The organism is Corynebacterium gerontici (assembly GCF_003813985.1).
GTDB classification, from domain to species: Bacteria; Actinomycetota; Actinomycetes; order Mycobacteriales; family Mycobacteriaceae; genus Corynebacterium; species Corynebacterium gerontici.
The window spans coordinates 1,953,711-1,972,701 of sequence record NZ_CP033897.1; the positions used below are offsets into that span (position 1 = coordinate 1,953,711).

At 57.6% G+C, this 18,991-nt stretch carries 26 protein-coding genes; 7 read left to right on the plus strand and 19 right to left on the minus strand.

From position 1 onward, the window contains the following. The first annotated feature begins 95 nt into the window (after positions 1–95). Positions 96–2,171: a PhoX family protein gene (locus CGERO_RS09105; RefSeq protein WP_123935267.1), complete on the plus strand. Its 2,076-nt coding sequence runs from the start codon at positions 96–98 to the stop codon at positions 2,169–2,171. A 52-nt stretch (positions 2,172–2,223) separates the two neighbouring features. Here the strand turns inward: CGERO_RS09105 and CGERO_RS09110 are convergent, their stop codons facing one another. From CGERO_RS09110 to rpsJ, 15 genes are all read right to left on the minus strand, one after another. Continuing rightward, positions 2,224–2,706 carry a hypothetical protein gene (locus CGERO_RS09110; protein WP_123935269.1) on the minus strand — a complete coding sequence of 161 codons (483 nt, stop codon included), beginning with the start codon at positions 2,704–2,706 and terminating at the stop codon, positions 2,224–2,226. 96 nt (positions 2,707–2,802) lie between these two features. Next, positions 2,803–3,108 (minus strand): hypothetical protein, encoded by a 306-nt coding sequence (locus tag CGERO_RS09115; protein WP_206423896.1) that lies wholly within the window; start codon positions 3,106–3,108, stop codon positions 2,803–2,805. Positions 3,109–3,200: 92 nt separating this feature from the next. Continuing rightward, positions 3,201–3,620 carry a YccF domain-containing protein gene (locus CGERO_RS09120; protein WP_123935272.1) on the minus strand — a complete coding sequence of 140 codons (420 nt, stop codon included), beginning with the start codon at positions 3,618–3,620 and terminating at the stop codon, positions 3,201–3,203. Positions 3,621–4,103: 483 nt separating this feature from the next. After that, positions 4,104–4,598, minus strand: coding sequence for a hypothetical protein (locus CGERO_RS09125; RefSeq protein WP_123935274.1), 495 nt, complete (start codon positions 4,596–4,598; stop codon positions 4,104–4,106). Between the two features lie 430 nt (positions 4,599–5,028). Continuing rightward, the gene (gene rpsQ, locus CGERO_RS09130) at positions 5,029–5,322 is read right to left on the minus strand and encodes a 30S ribosomal protein S17 (protein WP_123935276.1); all 294 of its coding nucleotides are present in this window, start codon (positions 5,320–5,322) and stop codon (positions 5,029–5,031) included. Between the two features lie 2 nt (positions 5,323–5,324). Further along, positions 5,325–5,555, minus strand: a complete 231-nt coding sequence (gene rpmC / locus CGERO_RS09135; protein ID WP_123935278.1) for a 50S ribosomal protein L29 — start codon at positions 5,553–5,555, stop codon at positions 5,325–5,327. Further along, positions 5,555–5,971 carry a 50S ribosomal protein L16 gene (gene rplP / locus CGERO_RS09140; RefSeq protein ID WP_123935280.1) on the minus strand — a complete coding sequence of 139 codons (417 nt, stop codon included), beginning with the start codon at positions 5,969–5,971 and terminating at the stop codon, positions 5,555–5,557. Before rplP ends, rpmC begins: the two co-directional genes overlap by 1 nt. 2 nt (positions 5,972–5,973) lie before the next feature. Continuing rightward, entirely contained in the window at positions 5,974–6,720 is a 747-nt protein-coding gene (gene rpsC, locus CGERO_RS09145; RefSeq protein WP_123935282.1) for a 30S ribosomal protein S3, read from the minus strand. Next, the gene (rplV, locus tag CGERO_RS09150) at positions 6,720–7,079 is read right to left on the minus strand and encodes a 50S ribosomal protein L22 (protein WP_123935284.1); all 360 of its coding nucleotides are present in this window, start codon (positions 7,077–7,079) and stop codon (positions 6,720–6,722) included. Before rplV ends, rpsC begins: the two co-directional genes overlap by 1 nt. A gap of 3 nt (positions 7,080–7,082) precedes the next feature. Next, a complete protein-coding gene (rpsS, locus tag CGERO_RS09155) occupies positions 7,083–7,361 on the minus strand; it encodes a 30S ribosomal protein S19 (RefSeq protein ID WP_005509882.1) in 279 nt (92 codons plus the stop codon). Positions 7,362–7,376: 15 nt separating this feature from the next. After that, a complete protein-coding gene (rplB, locus tag CGERO_RS09160) occupies positions 7,377–8,219 on the minus strand; it encodes a 50S ribosomal protein L2 (RefSeq protein ID WP_123935286.1) in 843 nt (280 codons plus the stop codon). A 21-nt stretch (positions 8,220–8,240) separates the two neighbouring features. Then, positions 8,241–8,546: a 50S ribosomal protein L23 gene (gene rplW, locus CGERO_RS09165; protein ID WP_123935288.1), complete on the minus strand. Its 306-nt coding sequence runs from the start codon at positions 8,544–8,546 to the stop codon at positions 8,241–8,243. Continuing rightward, the gene (gene rplD / locus CGERO_RS09170; RefSeq protein WP_123935290.1) at positions 8,546–9,199 is read right to left on the minus strand and encodes a 50S ribosomal protein L4; all 654 of its coding nucleotides are present in this window, start codon (positions 9,197–9,199) and stop codon (positions 8,546–8,548) included. The genes rplW and rplD overlap by 1 nt, the downstream gene beginning before the upstream one ends. After that, on the minus strand, positions 9,196–9,852 hold the full coding sequence (gene rplC / locus CGERO_RS09175) for a 50S ribosomal protein L3 (RefSeq protein ID WP_123935292.1): 657 nt from the start codon (positions 9,850–9,852) through the stop codon (positions 9,196–9,198). The genes rplD and rplC overlap by 4 nt, the downstream gene beginning before the upstream one ends. Positions 9,853–9,884: 32 nt before the next feature. Further along, complete coding sequence (rpsJ, locus tag CGERO_RS09180; protein WP_003854291.1) at positions 9,885–10,190, minus strand: 30S ribosomal protein S10; 306 nt, start codon at positions 10,188–10,190, stop codon at positions 9,885–9,887. Positions 10,191–10,815: 625 nt separating this feature from the next. Between rpsJ and CGERO_RS09185 the strand changes: the two genes are divergently transcribed. The 6 genes from CGERO_RS09185 to CGERO_RS09210 all read left to right on the plus strand — a co-directional run bounded on the left by CGERO_RS09185 (position 10,816) and on the right by CGERO_RS09210 (position 13,957). Further along, on the plus strand, positions 10,816–11,268 hold the full coding sequence (locus tag CGERO_RS09185; protein ID WP_123935294.1) for an Asp23/Gls24 family envelope stress response protein: 453 nt from the start codon (positions 10,816–10,818) through the stop codon (positions 11,266–11,268). A gap of 5 nt (positions 11,269–11,273) precedes the next feature. Beyond that, positions 11,274–11,591 (plus strand): hypothetical protein, encoded by a 318-nt coding sequence (locus tag CGERO_RS09190; protein ID WP_123935296.1) that lies wholly within the window; start codon positions 11,274–11,276, stop codon positions 11,589–11,591. Positions 11,592–11,714: 123 nt separating this feature from the next. Then, the gene (locus tag CGERO_RS09195; RefSeq protein WP_342768101.1) at positions 11,715–11,909 is read left to right on the plus strand and encodes a DUF2273 domain-containing protein; all 195 of its coding nucleotides are present in this window, start codon (positions 11,715–11,717) and stop codon (positions 11,907–11,909) included. Next, positions 11,909–12,763, plus strand: a complete 855-nt coding sequence (locus tag CGERO_RS09200) for an Asp23/Gls24 family envelope stress response protein (RefSeq protein WP_123935298.1) — start codon at positions 11,909–11,911, stop codon at positions 12,761–12,763. Before CGERO_RS09195 ends, CGERO_RS09200 begins: the two co-directional genes overlap by 1 nt. Further along, positions 12,756–13,406 (plus strand): DUF6286 domain-containing protein, encoded by a 651-nt coding sequence (locus CGERO_RS09205; RefSeq protein ID WP_123935300.1) that lies wholly within the window; start codon positions 12,756–12,758, stop codon positions 13,404–13,406. Before CGERO_RS09200 ends, CGERO_RS09205 begins: the two co-directional genes overlap by 8 nt. Further along, positions 13,403–13,957 (plus strand): hypothetical protein, encoded by a 555-nt coding sequence (locus CGERO_RS09210; RefSeq protein WP_123935302.1) that lies wholly within the window; start codon positions 13,403–13,405, stop codon positions 13,955–13,957. Before CGERO_RS09205 ends, CGERO_RS09210 begins: the two co-directional genes overlap by 4 nt. Positions 13,958–14,016: 59 nt before the next feature. On the opposite strand, the gene CGERO_RS09215 is transcribed toward CGERO_RS09210, so the two are convergent. From CGERO_RS09215 to fusA, 4 genes are all read right to left on the minus strand, one after another. Next, a complete protein-coding gene (locus CGERO_RS09215) occupies positions 14,017–14,568 on the minus strand; it encodes a DUF421 domain-containing protein (protein ID WP_123935305.1) in 552 nt (183 codons plus the stop codon). Positions 14,569–14,596: 28 nt separating this feature from the next. Further along, positions 14,597–15,196, minus strand: a complete 600-nt coding sequence (locus tag CGERO_RS09220) for a hypothetical protein (protein ID WP_123935307.1) — start codon at positions 15,194–15,196, stop codon at positions 14,597–14,599. 89 nt (positions 15,197–15,285) lie between these two features. Then, positions 15,286–16,476, minus strand: a complete 1,191-nt coding sequence (gene tuf / locus CGERO_RS09225) for an elongation factor Tu (RefSeq protein WP_123935309.1) — start codon at positions 16,474–16,476, stop codon at positions 15,286–15,288. A 309-nt stretch (positions 16,477–16,785) separates the two neighbouring features. Further along, a complete protein-coding gene (fusA, locus tag CGERO_RS09230; protein ID WP_123935312.1) occupies positions 16,786–18,912 on the minus strand; it encodes an elongation factor G in 2,127 nt (708 codons plus the stop codon). Positions 18,913–18,991 lie beyond the last annotated feature (79 nt).

The following is an 18,991-nucleotide window of genomic DNA, read 5'->3' on the forward strand; positions in this document are numbered from 1 at the left end:
TCACCGAGCTTTTACCTTCTTCACATTGGGATGACACCTAACGCTCATAGGTTTGTGGCTGGACCAAGTTCAACTACCTCAAGGGAGCACCCCTCATGGCGATCAAAGGCCTGAACCTGCTGAGCACCTTTAAGTCCAGCCGATCCGCAACGACCTGCGAATACAAGTGCGGCAACGCATGCTTGGGGGAACCAACCAACCAATCGGATAACCCATATTTTGGCAACGTGATTTCCCGGCGCGGGGTGCTCAAGGGTTCCGGTCTCGCCGTGGCCACCTTTGCGAGCTCCCAGGTATTGGCCGCCTGCGGATCTGAAAGCAGCTCCGGCACCACCAGCGCTGCAGCAGCAAACACCAGCAAGGCCGAAATCACGCTTCCGCAGGGCATGAACTTCCCTGTGGTTGAGCCCAATAAAAAAGACGAGGTTGTTGTACCAGAAGGCTACGACAAGAACGTGCTGATCGCCTGGGGTGATCCGATGTTCGAGGGCGTGCCGGAATTCGACATCAACAACCAAACCGCGGCCAATGCCGAGCGCCAATTCGGCTTTAATAATGATTTCGCCGGGCTGATGGATCACCCCAGCGACGACAACCGCATGGTGTATGTGTGCTCCCACGAATACACCACCGAGCCGCACATGTTCCCTGGCTACGACGTGGATAATCCCACCGATGAGCAAATCAATATCGGCCTGGCCAATCACGGCCAAAGCGTGCTCGAAGTATCCAAGGTTGGCGATAAAGGCGAGCTCAAGCGCGAATTTGGCCCCTTAAATCGCCGCATTACCGCCACCACCCCCATGAAGATCCAGGGTGTGCTCGCCGGCACCGATTATGTAAAAACCAAAGATGACCCCCAGGGCACCACGGTGCTTGGCACCATTGCCAACTGCTCCGGCGGCATGACTCCTTGGGGCACCTACCTTTCCGGTGAGGAAAACTTCGAGCCTTACTTTGCCAACTACCAAGACGTCAAAGATGAGCAGGCCAAGAAGTACTGTGAGCGCCTCGGCTCCGAGGAAGGCCCAACGCTGCGCCAGTGGGAACGCCTGCATGAACGCTTTGACCTGGCCAAGCAGCCCAATGAGATCAACCGCTTTGGCTACTTGGTAGAAATCGATCCGCTTGATCCCAACTCTGTGCCCGTCAAGCACACCTCCGCCGGCCGCTTCAAGCACGAGTCGGGCAATATTTATGTCACCTCCGATGGCACCGTCGTGTGCTACACCGGCGATGACGCCCGCTTCGAGTACATCTATAAGTTCGTTTCTTCCCGCAAGATCAAAGAGGCCGACACCGCCCACAACATGGACATTCTCGACTACGGCACCCTGTACGTGGGCAAGCTCGAGGGCAACTCCCCCGAAAAAGAAATCGACGGCTCCGGTGAGCTGCCCAAGGATGGGCTTTTCGACGGCCAAGGTACCTGGGTACCGCTGCTGACGGTGGATGAGGATGGGGCGAAATCCCATATCGATGGCATGAGCCCAGAAGAAGTTGCCGTGTACACCCGCTTCGCAGCCGATGAGGCAGGGGCAACCAAGATGGACCGCCCCGAGGACTTTGAGGCAAATAAGCACAGCGGCAAGGTCTACGTTGCACTGACCAACAACTCCTACCGCGGCGCCACGGGCAAGGATGCGAAGAAGAATAAAGAAGACGCCAAAGAATGGGCGCCGATCACCGAGAACAAAAACGGCCTCGTGATGGAGCTTGACGACGATCACGCCGGCGAGAAGTTCAAGTGGAATATCTTGCTCGTCTGCGGTGATCCCGAGGCTGCCTATAGCTACTTCGGCGGCTTTGATAAATCCAAGGTATCCCCGATCTCCTGCCCGGATAACCTCGCCTTTGATGATCACGGCAACTTGTGGATCTCCTCCGATGGCAACGCACTCGGCTCCAATGATGGCCTCTATGCCGTCGGCCTCGAAGGTGAAAACCGCGGCAATACCCGTTGCTTCCTCACCGTGCCAACAGGAGCAGAAACCTGTGGGCCCATCGTGACCAAAGACCGAGTGCTGGTCAATGTGCAGCACCCCGGCGAAACCGATGAGGCCACTGTGGAAAACCCCGCCTCTCACTGGCCAGATGGAGGCAAGACCCCTCCACGCCCAGGCGTAGCGGTGGTGTGGAACCCCAAGGGCAAGATCGGCGAAGGCAACTAGGCTACGTTACCTGCCATAACACCCCAGCAGCGAGGCCTGCTGGGGTGTTGTGCTACCTGCCAATCTTGTGCTCGCGCAGTTGGGTGAGCACATAGATTTGCAGGAGCACCGGATAAAGATGCAAGAGCACGCCCAATACCACCAAGATGGCTGCCACCAAGCAGGATTGGGCACAACAGGCCCAAACACTAGCGACAAGGTGAATAAGAAAGCCCCAACCGTGGCCTGCCGCGGCTGCCTGCATGTGGCGTGGATTCCAGGGATCATCACCGCGCATCTCGAACACAAGCTTGTTCCACCCAATGCGCGTGAGCGTGGAGTTAAAACATTTCACCCCCAGCCGGCGCGATGAAGCCCGCGAGAGGCGCAGACGCTGCCAAAACGACTCAGGGATGATACGAACAAGCGAGTTGCCCACAAAAGGGACGATACCGAACGTGCCACAGGTTATGGTGAGCACGTATAGCCAACCAGGCGCATCAGCCACGATGGCGATCGCGAGCATTGCAACGCAGGTGAGCAGTGCAGCGAGCACGTTAGCACCTCCTTGAAATCTTACGTTCTTGCCTTCTGAGCTGCTGATCTATTCAGCCAGGCCAGCAGCGAGCATGCTTGGTCAAAGCTGGCGTTGTTAATTACTGCGGCCTTGTTTTTTTAACACGCCACCTACACTGATAGTTACACGCATCACATTACGGGTCTTGCGATGCCCGATGCTTTCCAAGCGAAAAGGCACAGACCACCCGTAGCGATTGTCTAAGCGATGGAAGGAAGGCAATGCCATGACATCACGAAACAGCTCATCGAGATCCCCACTCACCCCAATCATCTGCGCGCTCGCTTTGTTCAGCAGCGCTGCGCTCCTGAACGCCGTCAACATTGAAGCATCGTGGGTCACACTCGCGCTTTGGTTGGCAGGTTTTGCAGGCTTTAGCATCGCAGCCATCCTGGCGATCAAAGCAAGGCGTGGCAACTAACCCAAAAACAAACGCGCACCACAGCACGTGGTGCGCGGATTGCGGTGCTTCTTTAAGGGCGAGCAAGCGGAATCATATTTGCCTTGGCATCGGAAGAATCCACAATCTTCTTGCCAAAGGGGAAGCAGGTCACAGGAATGAGCTTGAGGTTTGCCCAGGCCAAGGGCAGACCAATAATGGTAAGTGCCTGCGCAATAGCAGTGGTGACATGCCCCAGGGCGAGCCACAGGCCTGCTACTAGGAACCAGATCACGTTGCCGAGCATCGACATGCCACCGCCCTTGCCGGTATCAACAACCTCGCGGCCAAATGGCCACAGGATGTAATTGGCGATGCGGAAGCTGGCCACACCGAAGGGGATGGTGATGATGAAAATGCAGGCGATGGCACCAGCGATGATGTAGGCAAGCCACAGCCAGATACCTGCGGTGAGCAGCCAAATGATGTTAAGGATGACGTGAAGGGCTTTCATATGAACAAAGCCTAGTCCAAGCACGCGAGTCTGATGCAGGAGCAGCCCTCCGACAGACTTAGGGCCAGCGATTTTCATCGTCCTGGTACGCATTCCCCTCTTCAGTGCGGTTCTTCAGACGCCATCGGCGGTTTAGATAATAGATTGGATTCATCACCAAATACCACCATGCCAAGCATCCTAGTGCGTACATCACGACCTGAGCATTACTGAACTTATCAGGTCGAACCCCATCATCTGTCCAATCCAAATCTGTGATCCGCAAGATGATTCCCACAAACAGCGCCGCCACTGGTGCGTATACAAGGTTCCATTTCTTGTCAGGAGCCCAAGGCTTACCGTCTTTACCGTTCTTAACTAGAGGCACGAGAGGCGACCACAAATAGTCAGACCAATGCATTCATTCTCCAATCCCGGTCACTTTAACCCTACTGGTCAGCTAGCTAGATCCGGCAAGGTCCCTGTATTCCTTCTTCAGGTACTTCAGGTGCGTTCGCTCAGACCACACGCACCCGCACTAATTGCAATTTTTGCAGCAATCGCTGGCCAACCTCCTACAGCCATCACTCCATATTTCAACAAGTTTGCCGATCCATCGATAGCTGCAGTCGACACAATCTTCCTCGCTGCGTCACGCCAACGCTTCTGCTTCAACAGTTGCCCGACTGCATACGCATCTTCCGGATTCAGGGGCAGTCCGAGTGCGTCATAGGCTACACAACGTGCGAAAGATTGAAGGTCTCGCTTCTGACGAGTGTGACCACCCGACGAGTCGATGGGTTTACCTTCCATCATGCGCGCCAGTGCGTTCGCTTTTTCAAGACTAATTCCGTAACGCGCAGCGGCCTCTGGGTCAACTTCCCACACGCCGGGGGAAGTTTCTCGCACAACCTCCGTGAACAAGGTTTCAAATCCTTGCTCAACATTATCTACAAGCTGCTGTTCCTCTTGGCTCGTCAATCCATCTTGAGCTTGCATCTCCAGCGGAGTCTCGCTAGGGATCTCCTACGCCGACACGGCGACAGTCGAGCCCGCCCCGATTAGGGCCACGCTCAGGCCTGCGGTTGCGCATTTCACTAGTCGTTTCACGAATCCTCCTAAAGAGCATATGTTAAGCGGCTATTGCCCGAGAAAATTTAGTAATTAAACGTGGACAATGCCCGAGCTATCGCCGATCTCTGCAGTTCGAGCTTGGCAATCTCTGCAACCCGGACAGTTCAGAAAGTAACGTAGTTTTACTTTGTTTTTCAACCAAACTCTGAATTATATTCATGGATCCTCTTGCATCCCCTCCCCGACCCGCTCCCCCACACCCAGCAACGAACGGCATGGGTTCGTCGAAAAGCTAAGCAATGCGAAAAGCACACCCCGTAGTGGGATGTGCTTCAAGCGATTGTCCGCGTTTGGACTAGCGTGCCTTCTCGACGATCTCGACGAGGCGGAAGTGCTTGTCCTTGCTCAGCGGGCGAGTCTCTTCGATGCGCACGCGGTCGCCAACACCGGCGATCTCGTTTTCATCGTGAGCCTTCACCTTGGAGTTGGTGCGGATGGTCTTGCCGTAAAGGCGGTGCTGCTTGCGGTCTTCAAGCTCAACCACAATGGTCTTTTGCATCTTCGTGGAAACCACGTAGCCGATGCGAACCTTGCGGGCACCCTTTTCCTTGGCGTTCTCGTTGTTCTCAGTCACGTTTGCCTCACTCATGTTTAAGCCTCAGCTCCCGGAACCTCGGACAGGCCGAGCTCGCGCTCACGGAGCACCGTGTAGATGCGGGCGATGTCGCGCTTGACGGTGCGCAGGCGACGGTTGTTGGTCAACTGGCCGGTGGCAGCCTGGAAGCGCAGGTTGAACAGCTCTTCCTTGGCCTCGGTCAGCTTGGTGGTGAGCTCCTCAGCGTTCAGCTCGCGAAGCTCGTGTGCGGGGGTACCGTTAGCCATTAGAACTGGTCCTCCTTCTTAACGATACGAACTTTGCAAGGGAGCTTCTGGCCTGCACGACGCAGAGCCTCGAGTGCCATAGCCTCGTTGGGGTAGCTCATCTCGAAGAGGATGCGGCCGGGCTTAACGTTCGCAACCCACTTCTCCACGGGGCCCTTACCGGAACCCATACGCACGCCGAGCGGCTTCTGGGTCAGGGGACGATCCGGGAAGATGTTGATCCACACCTTGCCACCACGCTTGACGTGGCGGTTGATGGCAATACGAGCGGACTCGATCTGACGGTTGGTGATGTAGGCGGGCTCCAGAGCCTGGATGCCGTAGTCACCGAAGTTAAGGCGGTTACCACCCTTGGACACGCCACGACGGGTCGGGCGGTGCTGACGGCGGTACTTCACGCGCTTGGGGATAAGCATTCTTAGCCCTCCTGCTTCTTCTCAGCACGCTGGCGACGCTGGCCACCGCGACGCGGGCGTGCGTTGCGGTCGCCGCGACCACGGCGTTCTGCGGGTGCGTTCAGTTCGGACTCGCGCTTACCGCCCACGACGTCACCCTTGTAGATCCACACCTTGACGCCGATGCGTCCGAAGGTGGTGTGAGCTTCGTAGGTGCCGTAGTCGATTTCGGCGCGCAGGGTGTGCAGCGGAACGCGACCTTCGTGGTAGCGCTCGGTGCGGGACATCTCGGCACCGCCGAGACGACCGGAGCACACAACCTTGATGCCCTTAACCTGCGGCTGGCGCATTGCGGACTGGATAGCCTTACGCATTGCGCGGCGGAATGCCACACGGTTCGTGAGCTGCTCGGCGATGGACTGTGCCACGAGCTGAGCGTTGGCGTCAATGTTCTTGACCTCGAGGATGTTCAGAGCAACCTGCTTGCCAGTGAGCTTTTCCAGCTCGCGGCGCAGACGGTCTGCCTCGGAGCCACGGCGGCCAATCACGATGCCCGGGCGGGCGGTGTGAATGTCGACGCGGACGCGGTCGCGGGTGCGCTCGATCACGATGTCGGCGATACCAGCGCGATCCAAGGTCTTCTGCAGGAACTCGCGAATCTTGATGTCTTCAGCGACGTACTCTGCGTAGTTCTTGTCGGCGTACCAGTGGGACTTCCAATCGGAAGTGATGCCCAAACGTAGGCCGTGAGGATGGATTTTCTGGCCCACTACTTGGCCCCTTCCTTCTGGCTAACAACCACGGTGATGTGGCTGGTGCGCTTACGGATCTGGAATGCACGACCCTGTGCGCGCGGCTGGAAACGACGCATGGTCGGTCCCTCGTCGGCGAATGCCTCGGAGACGACCAAGCTGTTGCGATTCAGGCCGAAGTTGTTCTCGGCGTTTGCCGCAGCGGATGCAACGACCTTGGCAACCGGCTCAGAAGCAGCCTGGGGGGCGTACTTCAGGATTGCCAGTGCTTCCTCGACGGACTTACCGCGTACCAGGTCGATAACGCGGCGCGCTTTCATCGGGGAGACACGGACGAAGCGCGCAGTTGCGCGTGCGGAGGTGATAGCTTCACTCATCGCTTATCGACGTCCCTTCTTGTCGTCCTTGACGTGACCCTTGAAGGTCTTGGTGGGTGCGAACTCACCGAGCTTGTGGCCGACCATGGAGTCGTCCACGAACACCGGCACGTGCTTGCGTCCATCGTGGACGGCGAAGGTGTGGCCGATGAAGTCGGGGAGAATGGTTGAACGGCGGGACCAGGTCTTGATGACCTGCTTGGTGCCCTTCTCGTTCTGAGCATCTACCTTTGCGAGGAGGTGCTCATCGACGAACGGGCCCTTCTTAAGGCTGCGTGGCATCTAAGTTTCCTCCTCTTAGCGCTTCTTGGACTTGTTCGTGCGGCGACGCTGCACGATCATCTTGTTGCTGTAACGGTTGGGGTTGCGGGTGCGGCCTTCCTTCTTGCCCCAAGGGGACACAGGGTGGCGACCACCGGAGGTCTTACCCTCACCACCGCCGTGCGGGTGGTCAACGGGGTTCATCACGACACCACGAACGGTCGGGCGGACACCCTTCCAGCGCATACGACCGGCCTTGCCCCAGCGGATGTTGATCTGGTCAGCGTTTCCGACCTCACCCACGGTGGCGCGGCAGCGGATGTCCACGCGGCGGATTTCGGAGGAAGGCATACGCAGCACTGCGTACTTGCCTGCCTTACCGAGCAACTGGATGGAAGCACCAGCGGAGCGGGCGAGCTTGGCGCCAGCGCCAGGCTTGAGCTCCACGCAGTGGATCACGGTACCGGCGGGGATGTTACGCAGTGGAAGGTTGTTGCCAACCTTGATGTCTGCGTTTGCGCCGGATTCGAGGATCTGACCCTGCTTGAGGTTCTTCGGTGCGATGATGTAGCGCTTTTCGCCATCGGCGTAGTGCAGCAGCGCAATGTTGGCGGTGCGGTTCGGGTCGTACTCGATGTGAGCAACCTTGGCCGGAATGCCATCTTTGTCGGTGCGGCGGAAGTCGATCACACGGTAGCGGCGCTTGTGGCCACCACCCTTGTGGCGAACGGTGATGTGGCCGTGTACGTTACGGCCGCCCTTCTTGGGCAGGGGGCGAAGCAGAGACTTTTCCGGGTTCGAGCGAGTGATCTCCTCGAACATGGAAACGGAGCTCTGGCGGCGACCCGGGGTTGTCGGCTTGTACTTACGAATAGCCATAGTTTGTCCTTACCTCGACCCTTAAGCGGCGGAGCCGCCGAAGATGTCGATTGCGTCGCTGCCTTCACGAAGCGTCACATAAGCGCGCTTGGTTGCCTTACGTCGGCCGTAACCGGTGCGGGTGCGCTTGCGCTTACCTTCGCGGTTGACGGTGTTGACGGAGGCGACCTTCACGCCGAAAATGCGCTCCACGGCATCCTTGATCTGCGTCTTGTGGGCGGTGGGAGCAACAAAGAACGTGTAGGTTCCCTGCTCCATCAGGCCATAAGACTTCTCAGAGACGACCGGTGCGAGGATGATGTCGCGGGGGTCTGCGATCTTAGCCATTAGTTCTCCTCCTTCTCCGCGCCGTTGACGCGGTTGATGAAGGTGTTGAGCGCCTCAACGGAGAACACAACGTCGTCCGACTTGAGGACGTCGTAGGTGTTCAACTGGTCTTCAAACAGAACGTTCACACCAGGGAGGTTGCGGGCGCTGCGCTTAGCGTTCTCGTCTGCGCGTCCGACCACGAACAGGATGTTGCGGCGGTCGGTGAGGCGCTCGAAGAATGCGCGTGCGGACTTGGTGGAAGGAGTCTGACCAGGAACCAGCTCGGTGAGCACGTGGATGCGTCCGTTGCGGGCACGATCCGAAAGTGCGCCGAAGAGAGCGGCCTTGATCATCTTCTTGGGGGTGCGCTGAGCGTAATCGCGCGGCTTGGGGCCGTGCGAAATGCCACCACCGGTGAAGTGAGGTGCGCGGATCGAGCCCTGACGAGCGCGACCGGTACCCTTCTGGCGGAATGGCTTGCGGCCACCGCCACGAACTTCTGCGCGGGTCTTGGTGGAGTGGGTGCCCTGACGACGAGCCGCGAGCTGTGCGTTGACTACCTGGTGCAGGAGTGCAACGGACACTTCGCGGTCGAAGATTGCTGCAGGCAGCTCAACGGAGCCGTCGGTAGCACCCTCAGCGGTGTGGACGTCCAACTTCAGATTGGTCATGCGTGTGCACCGCCCTTCACTGCGGTCTTAACGGTTACGATGCCGCCACGGTTACCCGGGATCGCACCCTTGATCAGGATGAGGTTGGCATCGGCGTCAATCTTTTGAACCTTGAGGTTCTGGGTGGTGACGCGGTCATTACCCATGCGGCCTGCCATGCGCTTGCCCTTGAACACGCGACCCGGGGTGGCAGCCTGGCCAATGGAGCCCACACGACGGTGAGCGGCCTGGTTACCGTGGGCTGCGCCCTGTCCGGCAAAGCCGTGGCGCTTCATGCCGCCAGCGTAGCCCTTACCCTTGGAGGTACCGGTGACGTCAACGAAGGTCACGCCTTCGAAGATGTCCACGGTGACGTCCTGACCAACCTCGTAGGCAGAAACATCATCCATACGGATTTCTGCTACGTGGCGGCGGGGGGTAACGCCGGCTTTCTTAAAGTGGCCCGCCTGAGGCTTCTTTACCTTGCGGGGGTCGATGTCGCCGTAGGCGATTTGGATAGCGTTGTAGCCATCGGTTTCGGTGGTGCGAATCTGGGTGACCACGCACGGACCAGCTTCAACGACGGTGACCGGGATTACTCGGTTTTCCTCGTCGAAGATCTGGGTCATGCCGAGCTTGGTGCCCAAGATGCCCTTGATCTCTGTTTCACTCATTACTTATTCTCCGCTGCCAAAAATTTCGTCGATCACTGAATGTTCACGTCGACGCTGGCCGGAAGGTCGATACGCATAAGAGCGTCAACCGTCTTCGGCGTCGGGTCGAGGATATCGATCAGGCGCTTGTGAGTGCGCATCTCGAAGTGCTCGCGAGAATCTTTGTACTTGTGGGGAGAACGAATAACGGCGTACACGTTCTTTTCGGTGGGCAACGGCACCGGGCCAACAACACGTGCACCCGTACGGGTCACGGTTTCGACGATCTTGCGTGCAGACGCGTCGATCGCCTCATGGTCGTAGGCCTTGAGCCGAATGCGGATCTTTTGTCCCGCCACGGTTACCTCTTCCTCGCTTGTCCCACATCACTGAATGGATTGGTGGGAATCGCATCATTTATCTCTATAACGTTGTCCGGACCTTTGGGGCCTGGGCGCAACGCCAGTTCTTACTTGACTGTCGTTTAAGACTTGCCGGCAACTTCGCCTCGGGGCGTTGCAAATCAACTGCCACACACTTCGAAGAAGCACTCCAAGTGAGGAAGGGTCTCAACGTGAATGAAAAGAACCCTTACATACTGCCGCTGTTTATTTGCCATGCCCCTTCGACTAGGTTCCGGCCCTCAAGAAAAACGTGCTTTGCACTTCATTCCTCAAGGATCCTTACCTGCTTCACTCACTTTCGTGAGCTGCACAGCGAAGGTGTCATGTTTACCTTGCCATCGACTACCGAGAAGTAACCTTTGTCAAAGCAACCCAAGTATTAAAACACGTCCCTGCGAGGTATGCAACCTTGCCGTTCTTTGCTTTTCGACGTCCCTCACGCCCTTTATCTCAAATTCGCAACAATTTCTCCCCAAATGCGAATTTTTTTATGGAGCCCCCTATGATGAGCGCTAAGCATCATGCTTGCTGCTCCCCGCGAGTGGAGCAACCAAAACAATTCTGATCTATAGGAGAACACATGGCTGAGAACCACGAGAACAACGAGAACGTCGCGCAGGACAACGGCAACGGTCGCACCGTGATCGATGACCAGGTAGTGGGCAAGATCGCCGGCGTTGCAGCCCGCGAGGTTTCCGGCGTTCACGCCCTCGGTGGCGGCGCTGCTCGCGCTCTCGGTGCTCTGCGGGAGTCCATCCCCGGCACTAACACCAACCTGCAGCAGGGCGTCGACGTCGAGGTCGGCGAGAAGCAGGCTGCTGTTGATATCTCCATCGTTGCTGAGTATGGCGTAGCTATCCACCAGCTTGCCGACGCCATCCGCGAGAACATTTCCTCCGCTATCGAGCGCATGACCGGCCTCGAGGTCACTGAGGTTAACGTCACCGTTCACGATGTGCACTTCGAGTTCGAGGATGACAACGAGGACGATCAAGAGGCCGAGCAGAAGCAGCTCCCGAGCCGCGTTCAGTAATCATTATGGCCACACTTTCCCTCGATACAGCTCAAGAGCTTGTCGAGTCAGTGCAGGCTGTGCCCGGTGTGCACTCGATGCATGCCGGACGCTTCGGCGAAGTAGCACTGCTCTATCCAAAGCAGCGCGTCCAGGGAGTTCGATTCTTGAGCTCGCGTGAATCCGCCTTCGAGGTGGACATAGTCGCGAGCTTCGACGCAGGAAATCTCTATGAACTCGCGAATCAGGTGCGCGAATTGGCCACCTCCGCGCTTTCTAAGGAGGACATCGATCTTCCGGTGCGCGTTGTGATCGCCGATATTGCAGCAGAAGACGAACGCTAGACGCTTGATCTTTTCATCAGCGCGGGTGCTCAACGCCAGGGGCGTGTGGGAGCTACACCCGCGCTTTGCTCAATTGTTACTCACTGTTATTCGATAACTCACCATTTAGATTGAAGGACCATCATGATGTCCAATAAAACTTTGCTCGGCGCCATCATCGGCCTCGTGCTTGCAGTTGTGCTGCTGCAGTGGGGTCTCAGCGGCCTCCTGCTGATCCTGCTGTTCGCTGCGATTGGCGCCGTCGCCGGCGCACAACTTGAAGGTCGCATCGACCTCAACAAGGGGCTCGAAGGATTCCGTAAGGGAGGCCGCGGCTAATGCCGTCGTCAAGCCTCATCATCGACGAACGCGCGCTGACTTCCATCGCCAAGGCCGCTGTGCTCTCGGTTCCCGGAACCACCGCAGTATCTAAGGTGGCAGGAAGGAATCTTCCGCGCGTAGATGTGCGCTTGGATTCCGAACGCAAAGCGGCCAACGTGGAAGCGTTCATCGCTGCCACCTGGCCTAGCCCCGTCACTGATCTCACCGGTGTAGTCCGCGAAGCCATCACCCGCTGGCTGGACGAATACGCGGGTGTTGAAGCATTGCGTGTCAATGTAATCGTCAGCGAGCTTGTTCACGGTCCACGCATCAGCGAATTCGCACTCTCTACTCCTCCGCAGCTCTTTCATCCGGCAGCGCGCGAACTGCCCGTGATCGAACCGACTGTGCAGCAGAAAGTAGCGGAGCCTTTTGAGCCAGTTGTGTCCCAAAAGCTCAAAAACGTTGCCGAGCCCAAAGTGCGCCGTGGGGTGAAGAAGCCATTTAAGCCGCGCGTTCACAAGGTCTTGGAAGCAGTCGCGGAACCACGAGTGCAACAGAAGAACACCGCTCGCGTTAGCGAACCGCGCGTTCACCAAGCACACACGGCTCGTGTGATTGAACCAAAAATTAACACTGTTTTGGATACAGTCGCCGAACCCACGATCGCTGACTACCGCGTGAAACAGCACGTTCTCAAACCCGCCGTTGCTCCCGGAGTGCCGGAAGTTGAGGTTCGTGTGCCCGAACAACAGCCACTGCTCGAAGCGAAAGCTCCTCGGCCAGTGGAACTGATGCCAATTCGAGTAAACCCAGTGGATCCTCAGCGTGGGTTCGTCCAACACAAGGTTGAAGGAGGCTCCCGTGGCTGAAGCCAATACTGAGGCGTTGCCGGTCATCACTCAGGAAGATCCCGCAAAGGCTCCCGCTGCGCAACCGGAAGTAGCGCAGCAGCAACGCGGAGGCGATGCCCGCGTGGAAAAGAAGTTCCTCAAGGGCAACCCTGCGGTTCGGTGGTTAATGATTCTGTTTTCCCTCATACTCCTCGCCCTCGCCTTCGTGTGCGGGCGTGAGCTGTGGTGGGTAAGGCGCCAGGACAATGAAGCTCAGGCTTGGATCCGCCCCGCCCTTGACTGGGTAGCCAACCTCGGCCACCAAGGTTGGTTCTTCCCCGCAGGCATCGCCATCGGGGTACTCGGCGTAGTCTTGCTGATTCTCTCGCTGAAACCAGCACCACCCAAGTATGTTGCCTCTGCTGCTGGGGTGCACACTCACGTGTACATGCGCCCTATCGACATCGCGCGCCGCAGCACAGCCGTGGCTCAGCGAGTCGCAGGGGTTTACGATGCTGAAACGGTAGTCAACCGGAAAGCAACCAAAGTGACGGTGAACGTCACTGGTAGCAATGCGCCGGATTTGGCTCAGCGGGTGCAGCAAGAGGTGCAGGCGCACGTCGGCAAGCTAGCTACCAACCCACGGGTCCGAGTAAACGTGCGAAAGGAAGATGCAGAATGAAACGATCAACAGCCTTCGTCGGCCGTATTGTGACCTTCCTCCTCGCGCTGGCCCTCATCGCATTGAGCGTGTGGTCGATTGCCTACCACTACAACGTCAAAGAAGCTGAACAGGTCACCGACGCAGCAAACTTCGAATCCTGGAATCAGCTTTATGAACAGTCTTGGTACAGCTATCTACTCTTCGGCCTGACTGTGGGTCTGGGCCTGCTCGGATTGTGGATCCTCATTGCTAACCTTCGCCTCAACCGCATTAGCCGGGTCAATGTGGAAAAGCAGGGAGCAACCCGCTCAGCAGTAGCACTCGATCAGGTCGCCGACATGACCGCCGAGGTTTTGGAACAAACTCCCGGCGTGGTGCAATCCAAGGGCAGCGCGATCGATAACAAACGAGAGCGAATCATCCGCATCACCACAACCATCGAACCTCACGCGAGCACCGACCTTGTGGAGGCTGCTCATCAACAAGCTGAACGGGATATTCGCACCGCGCTGCCCAACCTGGACGTGCGCACAGAATACCGTTTACACGTGCAACAGCCTCAAATGTAGGCTCACTCACGCCAAAAATCCGTCAGGTAAGCTCCATGCACCTTGGCGGATTTTCGCGTTTAAGGGTAAAGCGACTCGACCCCTGCCACACCCTTGAGCAATTCGGGATCAATAGCTGTACCCGTTCGGATCACTGTGAGCTCACCGGTAGGTTCCAAAATCATGCACTGCACCTGCGCCATGGTGGGGATGCCAGCCTTACGAACCGCAAACCGTATGTCGCTGCGATTCATGTGACTCTTGTGCAGTTGCTTCTCCACGACCTTGCCATGAGCCACCACAACCCTCGCGCGCCCATCCAGCGCTTGGCGAATTCCGTTGACGGAGCGGATCGTGCCGAACATCGCCTCCAGACCCATCAGGGTGATCAAACCGATGATGCCGGCAGCGAGCGTCGGCGGATGGCCTACAATCACACGCCCAGCAACAGCGCCAAACATCACGATCACTACCGCATCGAAGGCCGTCATTCGCGCTAGAACGCGAGGGCCGAAAAGATGTACCAAGCCTAGAAAAGTGATGTAAATGGCAACACCGGCGAGGATGACGACCGGGATCCGCCAAAGCTCAATGGTCATTTGCTCGACGATGAGCCGCTTAAACTCCTCCATGCTGTTTAACTGTACCGCTGTGGCACAATCAAAAAGACATAAGTCCTTGGACAATCCCACAGTTGCGACCACCAAGCATCATAACCTCGCCCAGCGCTAGAGCTCCCGGAGTATCCCGAAGCCGAAGTATTTCGGTGGCTCTGCGGCCTTGGAACCAGAGCGTGCTCCCGGTGGCACTAATTAGCGCGATGCATTCCGAAGTTTTCACGAGCTGGTTATTCGTACCCGCTGGACGGATACTCTTCACACGCCCGTAGGCGTAACGATGCAAGTTCGAATCAACTAACACCAGTTCATTACCAACTTCCGCCGATCCAACACTGTTGTATCGCCACATGCTCGGGGCTGATCCCTCACGCAAGATCGCTACCGATTGGGCGTTCACGATCACCTCCGCGGAGCACGTGCGCAGATAATAGGCTGCGTCTACGGGGAAATCTGCGCCATTTGGAAGGCGGGCCATGTAGCGGCTGGCCAGTGCTTGGCAGACATGGAGGAATTCTTCGTCGCTGGCGCCTGGCCCGCCGTGGTGATTTTCAACCTGCATGAGGAGCTGGGTGATGCTCAGGTCCGGTTGGCCTGCCCACGCATCTGCTAAAGCTCGAATCACACTGTCTTGAGAGGGCACCAGTTTAGATTACGGGAAATGCAAAAACACCCAAACCGTGTGGCTTGGGTGTTTTGATGATCGCTAGCGTCTAGCGAAGATTCATCAGATTACTTGATGATCTTGGTAACGCGGCCAGCGCCGACGGTGCGGGAGCCTTCGCGGATAGCGAAGCGCAGGCCCTCGTCCATAGCGACAGGCTGGATCAGGGTGACGGACATGTCGACGTTGTCGCCAGGCATAACCATCTCGGTGCCCTCAGGGAGCTTCACAACACCGGTAACGTCGGTGGTGCGGAAGTAGAACTGAGGACGGTAGTTGTCGAAGAACGGGGTGTGGCGGCCGCCCTCGTCCTTGGACAGGACGTACACGGAGCCTTCGAACTCGGTGTGAGGAGTGTAAGCGCCGGGCTTAACAACAACCTGACCGCGCTCAACGTCTTCGCGCTTCAGACCACGGAGCAGCAGACCACAGTTGTCGCCAGCCTCGGTGTAGTCCAGCAGCTTGCGGAACATCTCGATACCGGTAACGGTGGTCTTGGTGGACTTCTCGCGGATACCGATGATCTCGACGTCTTCGTTCACATTGAGCTGACCGCGCTCAACACGACCGGTCACAACAGTACCGCGGCCGGTGATGGTGAAGATGTCCTCGATGGGCATCAGGAAGGGCTTGTCGGTCTCGCGCTCAGGATCCGGGATGGAGTCATCGCAAGCCTGCATGAGCTCGACGATGGACTGGGTCCACTTCTCGTCGCCCTCAAGAGCCTTCAGAGCGGAGATGTGAACGATGGGGGCTTCCTCATCGTAGTCCTGCTCAGCGAGCAGCTCACGGATTTCCATCTCAACGAGCTCGATGATTTCCTCATCGTCAACCATGTCGCACTTGTTCAGTGCAACGAGGATGTAAGGAACGCCCACCTGGCGAGCGAGCAGCACGTGCTCACGGGTCTGGGGCATGGGGCCGTCGGTAGCGGCAACCACGAGGATTGCGCCGTCCATCTGAGCGGCACCGGTAATCATGTTCTTGATGTAGTCAGCGTGGCCGGGGGCGTCCACGTGTGCGTAGTGGCGCTTCTCGGTCTGGTACTCCACGTGGGAGATGTTGATGGTGATGCCACGCTCTTTCTCTTCCGGTGCCTTGTCGATGGCATCGAAAGCGAAAGCCTGGTTCAGGTCTGGGTAGGTGTCAGCCAGAACCTTGGTGATAGCAGCGGTAGTGGTGGTCTTGCCGTGGTCGACGTGACCGATGGTACCGATGTTAACGTGCGGCTTAGTACGCTCGAACTTAGCCTTTGCCACTATATGTCCTCCTGGACTTCGTGGTGGCTACGATTCCGCAGCCACGATGTTGACAGTTCCTGTACGTTCTGGCCGCTAATTCGGCAGCCTGGCAGTACAGTGATTACAAATGTGCCAGTTACATGATCCTAGGGTGCATGATGAGTTTTTTCAAACCCAATCCTTTTCCCAAGGATCTGCGGTGAGGTAACGGCCAGTTCAAGTCTCGTATCTCCTTCGAAACTTCAACAGGCCCCTACCCCACTATCTGGCGAAAAATGAGGTTGGGGGGGGGCGTCGAAAAGCTTTTCGACGCCCACGGGGTGCCTCTTAGGCGTTGCCGTTGCGCTCGGCAACGATCTCGTCTGCCACGTTCTTCGGAACTTCAGCGTAGGAGTCGAAGATCATGGTGTAGTTTGCGCGACCCTGGGTCTTGGAACGCAGGTCACCAACGTAACCGAACATCTCGGACAGCGGCACCTTGGCCTTCACAACCTTGGCACCGGCGCGATCCTCCATGGCGGACATTTCACCACGGCGAGAGTTGATGTCGCCGATCACGTCACCCATGTAGTCCTCAGGGGTGGTGACCTCAACGGCCATAACGGGCTCCAGCAGCACAGGCTTTGCCTTTGCCACAGCTTCCTTCAGAGCCTGCGAACCCGCAAGCTTGAAGGCCATTTCGGAGGAGTCCACTTCGTGGTAAGCACCATCGAGCACGGTGGCCTTGATGTTCACCAGCGGGTAGCCAGCGAGGTAGCCGTACTGCATGGCGTCCTGGATACCAGCGTCCACGGAAGGAATGTATTCCTTGGGGATGCGACCACCGGTAACGGCGTTCTCGAACTTGTAGATGGCGGACTCGCCCTCTTCGAGGGTCTCTGCATCGGGAGCGTAGGGCTCCAGAGCAATGATGACCTTCGCGAACTGGCCGGAACCACCGGTCTGCTTCTTGTGGGTGTACTCGAGCTTCTCCACGGGCTTGCGGATGGTCTCGCGGTACGCAACCTGGGGGTTACCCACGTTTGCTTCCACCTTGAACTCGCGCTTCATGCGGTCCACGAGCACGTCGAGGTGGAGCTCGCCCATGCCGCCGATCACGGTCTGGCCGGACTCTTCATCCAGCTCAACTGTGAAGGTCGGGTCCTCTTCGGCGAGTTTCTGGATGGCAACGCCGAGCTTCTCCTGGTCAGACTTGGTCTTCGGCTCGATGGACACCTTGATCACGGGATCCGGGAAGTCCATAGACTCAAGGATGATCTGGTCGTTCTTATCGCAAAGGGTGTCACCAGTGGTGGTGTCCTTCAGGCCAATGAACGCGTAGATGTTACCTGCGCGAGCCTCGGAGACAGGGTTCTCCTTGTTGGCGTGCATTTGGAAGAGCTTGCCGATGCGCTCGTTCTTGCCCTTGGTGGAGTTCGCCACCTGAGCTCCCGGCTCAACGATGCCGGAGTACACACGCACGAAGGTGAGCTTGCCGAAGAATGGGTGAGCAGCAATCTTGAAGGCGAGAGCCGAGAAAGGCTCGTCCACGGAAGGCTTGCGCACCAGTTCCTTGGCCTCGTCGTTGACAGCGTGGCCGTGAACCTCGCCGATGTCCAGCGGGGTAGGCAGGTAGTCAATGACGGCGTCCAGCAGGGGCTGCACGCCCTTGTTGCGGTAGGCGGTACCGCAGAGCACAGGGTAGACCTCAGAGTTCACGGTCATCTTGCGAATGCCGGCCTTGAGCTCCTCGATGGTGAGTTCCTCGCCACCGAAGTACTTCTCCATGAGCTCTTCGTCGGACTCAGCTACGGTTTCCACGAGCTTCTCGCGGTACTCGGCTGCCTTGTCGGCCAGATCAGCCGGGATCTCCTCGATGGTGGGCTCGGCGCCGGTCTCAACCTTGCCGCGCCAGGTGATGGCCTTCATTTCGAGCAGGTCCACAACGCCGTCGAAGTCATCTTCAGCGCCGATAGGAAGCTGCATCACCAAGGGCTTAGCGCCGAGGCGATCGATGATGGTCTGCACGGTGTAGTAGAAGTCTGCACCGAGCTTGTCCATCTTGTTCACGAAGCAGATACGGGGAACGTCATACTTTGCAGCCTGACGCCACACCTGCTCGGACTGAGGCTCCACGCCTTCCTTGCCGTCGAACACGGCAACGGCACCATCGAGCACGCGCAGCGAGCGCTCCACCTCAACGGTGAAGTCTACGTGGCCGGGGGTGTCGATGATGTTGATCTGGTTGCCCTCCCAGAAGCAGGTCACGGCAGCCGAGGTAATGGTGATGCCGCGTTCCTTCTCCTGCTCCATCCAGTCAGTGGTGGACTGACCGTCGTGAGTCTCGCCAACCTTGCGGTTGATACCGGTGTAGAAGAGGATGCGTTCGGTGGTCGTGGTCTTACCAGCATCGATGTGGGCCATGATGCCGATATTGCGAACCTTGTTGAGGTCCTTAAGCACTTCTTGTGCCACGTTATTCCCTAACTTGTGTAGCGGTTAGCCGAAGAATTTTCGGCTTACACGGATAGTGTTTCGTCTCAATGCTGCCAGG